This is a genomic window from Rhizomonospora bruguierae, assembly GCF_018397995.1.
Classification (GTDB): Bacteria; Actinomycetota; Actinomycetes; order Mycobacteriales; family Micromonosporaceae; genus Rhizomonospora; species Rhizomonospora bruguierae.
In genome coordinates this window covers 1-5,939 of sequence record NZ_BBQH01000067.1, presented here as the reverse complement: position 1 = coordinate 5,939, position 5,939 = coordinate 1, and the positions used below count along the sequence as shown (strand labels likewise).

The 5,939-nt window shown below is 67.4% G+C and carries 7 protein-coding genes; 6 read left to right on the top strand and 1 reads right to left on the bottom strand.

What is annotated here, in order from left to right:
* A partial coding sequence (locus KJS59_RS25145; protein ID WP_213455441.1) for an MFS transporter occupies positions 1-926 on the top strand: 926 nt, incomplete at its 5' end.
* A 283-nt stretch (positions 927-1,209) separates the two neighbouring features.
* Here KJS59_RS25145 and KJS59_RS25140 read toward each other — a convergent pair.
* On the bottom strand, positions 1,210-1,470 hold the full coding sequence (locus KJS59_RS25140; RefSeq protein WP_213455440.1) for a hypothetical protein: 261 nt from the start codon (positions 1,468-1,470) through the stop codon (positions 1,210-1,212).
* Between the two features lie 465 nt (positions 1,471-1,935).
* On the opposite strand from KJS59_RS25140, the gene KJS59_RS25135 reads away from it, so the two are divergent.
* The 5 genes from KJS59_RS25135 to KJS59_RS25115 all read left to right on the top strand — a co-directional run.
* On the top strand, positions 1,936-2,940 hold the full coding sequence (locus tag KJS59_RS25135) for an ABC transporter substrate-binding protein (RefSeq protein ID WP_213455439.1): 1,005 nt from the start codon (positions 1,936-1,938) through the stop codon (positions 2,938-2,940).
* Positions 2,937-3,776, top strand: a complete 840-nt coding sequence (locus tag KJS59_RS25130; protein ID WP_213455438.1) for an ABC transporter permease — start codon at positions 2,937-2,939, stop codon at positions 3,774-3,776. Before KJS59_RS25135 ends, KJS59_RS25130 begins: the two co-directional genes overlap by 4 nt.
* A gap of 36 nt (positions 3,777-3,812) precedes the next feature.
* Positions 3,813-4,646, top strand: a complete 834-nt coding sequence (locus KJS59_RS25125; protein ID WP_249714849.1) for an ABC transporter ATP-binding protein — start codon at positions 3,813-3,815, stop codon at positions 4,644-4,646.
* A complete protein-coding gene (locus tag KJS59_RS25120; protein ID WP_213455437.1) occupies positions 4,633-5,388 on the top strand; it encodes an ABC transporter permease in 756 nt (251 codons plus the stop codon). The genes KJS59_RS25125 and KJS59_RS25120 overlap by 14 nt, the downstream gene beginning before the upstream one ends.
* A 99-nt stretch (positions 5,389-5,487) precedes the next feature.
* Positions 5,488-5,939, top strand: a 452-nt coding sequence (locus tag KJS59_RS25115) for a hypothetical protein (RefSeq protein ID WP_213455436.1), incomplete at its 3' end; no start/stop codon positions are given.

Below are 5,939 nucleotides of genomic sequence, written 5' to 3'. Positions count from 1 at the left end.
CCGGCTGCGCCGAGACGATGGTCGACAACGCCGCCCTGACCATCCCACCCCGTCTCCTGCCACGCGAGCAGCTCGAGCGCGCCAACGGCCGGCTGTTCGCGACCCAGTCCGTCATCAATACCTTCATCGGTCCGCCCGCCGGCGCGGCGTTGTTCGCGCTGGCCGCATCAGCCGCCTTCTACACGGGCGCGGCCGCGTTCGCCCTCGCCGGCCTGGCAGCCCTGCTGCTGCCCGCGCTGCGCCCCACCACCGAGGAACAGGAACGCCGCCGCTCGACCCCGACCAGCATCAGCCAGGACATCCGCTCCGGATGGACCCACTTCTGGCACCACGACCTGCTGCGCCGAGTCGCGTTCATCTCGGCGGCAATCAACTTCTTCGGCTCGGCCACCGGCGGGTTACTCGTTCTACTGATCACCGGCCCGTACCACCTGCCCACGTCGCGCTACGGTCTGTTCATCGCCGTTCCCGCCGCCGGCGCGATCGCCGGCTCACTGCTCGCCGAACACGTCGTACCCCGCATCGGCGGCGGCCCCACCACGTGGCTCGCCGCCCTCACCCCGGCCGCCAGCTACGCCATCCTCGGCCTGGGCCACAACACACCGCTCGCCCTCGCCGGCATGTTCTGCGCTGCCATCGCCACCGCACTGAACCAGATCGTCGTCAGCACCCTGCGCCAAGCAGCAGTCCCCGACGAACTCCTCGGCCGCGTCACCGCCGCCTACCGCCTGGTCGTCCTGGGCACCGTCCCCATCGGAGCCCTCGCCGGCGGCTTACTCGCACGCAGCCTGGGAATCCGCGCCCCCTTCATCGCCGCAGCCCTCGGACTCGTGCTCGCCGCGCTCCTGCTCGCCTCCCGCGTCACCACCCAAGCCCTCCGTGACGCCGAAACAACCCATCACCCCTCAGCCCTGGTCCACCAATGAAGGTCACGTGCGAGGTCGATCGCTGGGTTCTTCAACGCCACGGACGCCGAGCTGGGGCTCTACATCGACCGGCCCGAGAGGCTGCCGGACGCGGTGACGACTGGCGCGCTCTTTGAGGATGGAGAGGTCCACGCGGTGCGCGAGCGGATCGGCGCTCGCTGACCTGGCCGTTCACCCGGACCCTCGGCCGGAGCCTCTGTCGTGCGGGAAAATCCAACCCTCGATCACCGATATGCGCTGCTCACGCGCCTGACAGAACCTGACGCGCGTCGGTGACTCGTCCCTATAGTGCGCGATTTGTCGTTCGGGTGAGGGTCTTGTGCAGGCAGTTGGGCAGGATGGCAGGCTTGGGCGTGTGAGCGACCGCGACGCCGTAGACGTGCCCGCCTCCGACGAGGCGGGCGTCCACTCGGCCCCTCGGCTTCATCGAGCGGCAGTGCACGTAGGCAACGGGTTCGTGGCCCGCGGCGACACACGCGGTGTGAAGAGCGGCGAATTCCTCGGTACCAAACGTCGCGAGGGCAACGCGCATCGGATCGGCCACGCGCTGACCGTACCGTCCGATCAACGTCGCCGTCTTGCGCCCACGCATCGACCTGACGGCCAGACCCGCTCAAGGGCTGGCCGGCTCGACGCCCGTCGGGCGTCCTTTACACTACCGCTGTCCCGATAGCTAGTAGTAGCTTACCGTCAACACTCGGACACAGACGGTTACCGGACCGACGGCGATACGCCCCGAATGGGTGGCCTCGGCGCAAATAGCCGGACCCCAATGCCGACCTGAGGCCAGAGGCCGTTCCGCTCACCGGTATGTCACTCTTGCCGCTGTTACGGGTCTCATGTTGGCTACGTCACCTATCCCGACAAGCGTTGTTGACGGTAAATCCGAGGCGGACCGTCGCCGCCGACAAGATTCTCAATCGAACACGTAGAACGGCGGATCCACCACTGCCGTTAGTTCCCCTAATGCTCATCTATCTCATTCTGACTTGAAAGAAAGAGGGCCGGAGTGAAGGGCAAGAAAAGAATCTTGATGGCTGCAGCATTAGCGGCCGTAACAATTCTCGGGTCCGGCTGCGGGGGCGGTGACGGCAGTGGAGAGACGGACGGTGACGGCCTCGGAACCATCAAGGTCGCCATCGGTACCCGGCAGACGTTCGAATTCCTGCCAGCCGAGTATGGCCTAAAGCTGGGTGTATGGGAGAAGCGCGGCCTCAAGGCCGAGAACCTCTACGTGCAGGGAAGCGGCCAGGTGTCCCAGGCGATGGCGGCGCATCAGGCCGATCTTGGCCTGACGGCCGGCGCCTCTGGCGTCGACGCCATCCTCAAAGGAGTGCCGTCTAAGATCGTTGGGTTGATCGGGCGGGACTTCAAGATGATGCTGATCGTGGTGCCGAACGACTCCCCGATCACCGACATCAGTGGCCTGCGCGGCAAGACCCTCGGGGTCACGTCGGCCGGCTCGCTCACTGACTACCTGGCCAAGTCCGTGGCCTTAAAGCAGGGCTGGCCGGAAAACGCGATCAAGCGGGCCAACATCGGCGGTCTCACCGAGCAGCTCGCCGCTCTTGAGTCGGGTGCGATCGACGCCTTCGTATGGTCTGCCGAAGCCGGCTTCACCCTGGAGGAGCAGGGCAAGGGCCGAGTCCTGGCCGACTTTGGCAACATCGTCCAGAACAGTGTGTTCGAGGACATCGTCGCTAACGACAGCGCGATCGAGGGCCGGCCGGACGCGATCCGGGCGTACCTGGAGGGCTGGTACGAGACCGTCCGCTACATGGAGGAGCACCGCGACGAGACCATCGCGTTCATGGTGGAGGAGTTCGAGCTCCCCCAAACAGTCGCGGCGAAGACCTACGACCACGACATCGCTAACCTGTCCCTTGACGGGACTATCCCGCAGCAGAATCTGGAGGGACTGGCCAAGTCGGTTGTCGACCAGGGCATTGTCGACAAGCAGCCCAGCATCGAAACCTTCTGGGACAGCCAGTTCGTCCCAGTGACGGTCGAATGAGTACGGACCAGACGGTTCGGGGGCCGGCCACCGCGGCGGTGAGCGAGGGCGGCCCCCGGCCGGGGCCAGCCCGCAAGCCGAGCTTCCCGACCGGCCTGGGCATCACGGCGGTCCTGGTGGTCTGGCTGACCATATGGGAGCTGACGATACGCACCGGGCTGATTAGCTCGACCTTCGCCGCCGCGCCGACCGAGGTGGCCGCTGCGCTGGTCGAGTTGGCCGGGATGACCGAAGTACGGCTCGCCTTCCTCGGCGCCATCGGGATGTTCCTGGTGTCGTTCGCCATCGCCGGAGCGACCGGCGTCCTGGCCGGCGCGGCGATGGGCCTGTCCCGGTTGGCCTACCGCACGTTTCACCCGATCATCCTGGGGCTGTTCTCCACTCCAAAGATGATCTTCCTGCCGATCTTCATCCTGGTCTTCGGGTTCGGCACCACCGCGGCGATCTCGTACGGGGTGGTCTCCGGCTTCTTCCCGGTTGCGGTGACCGTGGCCGCCGGCGTGCGGATGGTCGACCGCCGGCTCCTGCTCGCGTCGCGCTCGATGGGAGCGTCCCGCTGGCAGGCGCTGCGCACGGTCATCATCCCCGGCTCGCTGCCCGCGGTAGTGACCGCGCTCTGGTACGGGATGAAGCACACCCTGCTCGGCGTGTTGATCATGGAGCTGTTCGCCTCGCAGAAGGGCATTGGCCACTACATCGCGCTGTACTCCTCGACCTTCCGCACTGACCGAGTGTTCGCCCTCGTGCTGGGCTTGGCGCTGTTCGCCATCCTGCTCGGCTCGCTGTGGCGCTGGCAGGAGAAGCGGCTGAGCCAATGGCGAACGACCGGCCGCTGATGCGGCACGCATACGAGAACAAAGGCGCAGATGACGATGACTGACATAGCCCTGTGCGCGACCAACGTGTCGATGTTGTACGAGACCCAGCGGGGGCGCCAGGTGACCGCGCTGGAGACGGTGAGCCTCGAAGTGCGGCGCGGCGAATTCGTGAGCTTGATCGGGCCGAGCGGCTGCGGCAAGTCCACCCTGCTCTACATTCTTGGCGGGCTTCGCGGGCAGACCTCGGGCGAGGTGGCGCTGCTCGGCCAGCGGATGACCGGCCCGGTACCGACGAAGGTCGGCTTCGTGTTCCAGGACTACACACTCTTCCCCTGGCGGACCATCCTCGCCAATATCGAGGTTGGCCTGGAGTTCCGCGGGGTCGGCAAGCGGGAGCGGCGGGAGCGCGCCGAGGCCAACCTCGACCTGGTCGGACTCTCCGCATTCGCCCAGGCGTACCCGGGGGAACTGTCGGGCGGCATGCAGCAGCGGGTGGCGATCGCCCGGGCACTCGCCATGGACCCGGAGATCCTGCTCATGGACGAGCCGTTCGGCGCGCTCGACGAGCAGACCCGTACGGTGCTGGGCGAGGAACTGGCCCGGATCCTGGAGCAGGCCGGCAAGACCATCGTCTTCGTCACGCACAGCCTGACCGAGGCGGTCTTCCTCTCCGACCGGGTGGTGGTGATGTCGGGCCGGCCCGGCCGGATCAAGGAGATTCTCACGGTGGACGAGCCCCGCCCGCGCAAGCCTGGGTTTGCCATGTCGGCGGAGTTCACCGACACCCGCAACAGACTGTTCGACCTGCTGCACGACGAGATGCGGGCGGCCACGCTGGCGGAGCTGGGTGCCGGCAGGCAGAACGGCGGTCGCCGTGGCGAGGCGTGAACGGCTCAGGGTCGCCGCCATCCAACTCGGCCTAGCGGCCGTGGTGCTGGTGGTCTGGGTCTACCAGACGCGCACCGGCCGGGTGTCGCCGATCCTGCTACCACAGCCGGAGAAGGTGCTCGCCGAGTTCCCCGACATGCTGCGGGACAGTACATTCTGGGCTGGCCTGCGGGTAACAGCGGTCGAGTTGGGCGGCGCGTTCGTCCTCGCCACGGCCAGCGGTCTGCTGGTGGGTGTGCTGGTCGGGCGGTGGGCCGCGGCGGCCCGCATCACCTCGCCGCTGCTGGTCTGGGCGCAGACCGTGCCGATCATCCTGTTCTATCCGATCTGCATCCTGCTGTTCGGCATCGGCCCAATGTCCAAGGTGGCCTTCGGCGGATTCTACGGATTCTTCCCTGTCGCCGCGAACACGGTGCTTGCGTTGAGTACCGTCCCGGCCCGGTACCTCACCGCGGCCGCTGCCCTCGGTGCCGATCGGCGCCAGATCGTCACCCGGGTTCTCATCCCAGCCGCCCGGCCGCTGGTCCTCTCCGGGGTCCGCCTCGGCGCCGCGCTCTGCCTGATCGGCGTCATCGCCGGCGAACTGCTTGGTTCAACCGAGGGGCTCGGCTACAACATCGCGTCCAGCGCGGGCGGGTTCCGTACCGCGGAACTGTACGCGTACATCACCGTGGCGCTGATCCTGGTCGCCATCTTCAACTTCGCGATCACTCGCGCGGAGGACCGCGATGCCTCGGGCTGATGGCGGGGGCGTACCCGGCACGGCGAGGTGAGATGGCGACGAAGCCCGAATCCGAACGAATGGCTGCCCTCGGCAATCGCGCTTCTGTACGGCCATGCCTTGGGCGTCAGCACGCTGGTGCTGCCGCTGCTGGCGCTGGCCGTCGGCTACCGGAGCGAGGTTGTAGGCGTGCTGGTGGCGGTCTCGGGGGCCGGCCAGATCGGGATGCGAATAGCGGTTGCTCGGGTCTTGCACCGGCTGACCGAACGGTTGCTGATTCATGCGTCCGTGGTGCTGCTCTGCCTATCCAGCATGGCGGTGCTGGCGGCACCGGTGCTGGCGGTGTTCGTCCTCGCGCATGTGGCCCAGGGGGCTGCCCGCGGGTTCTTCTGGATCGGCCTGCAGGCGCAGGTGGTCCGCGGCGTGGCCGAGCCGCGTCGGCCGCTGGCCGCGGTGGATTTTGCCAGCGGGATCGGGCTCGTTGCCGGGTCGGCCACGATCGGGCTGGTGCATGGTTCGCTGCGGGCCACCCTGGTGCTCGGCATTGCCACCGCCGCGCTGACCGCCCTACC

Coding starts and splice junctions, on each gene's coding strand:
- KJS59_RS25130 (WP_213455438.1), top strand. CDS start 2,937: ATGAGTACGGACCAGACGGTTCGGGGGCCGGCCACCGCGGCGGTGAGC.
- KJS59_RS25125 (WP_249714849.1), top strand. CDS start 3,813: ATGACTGACATAGCCCTGTGCGCGACCAACGTGTCGATGTTGTACGAG.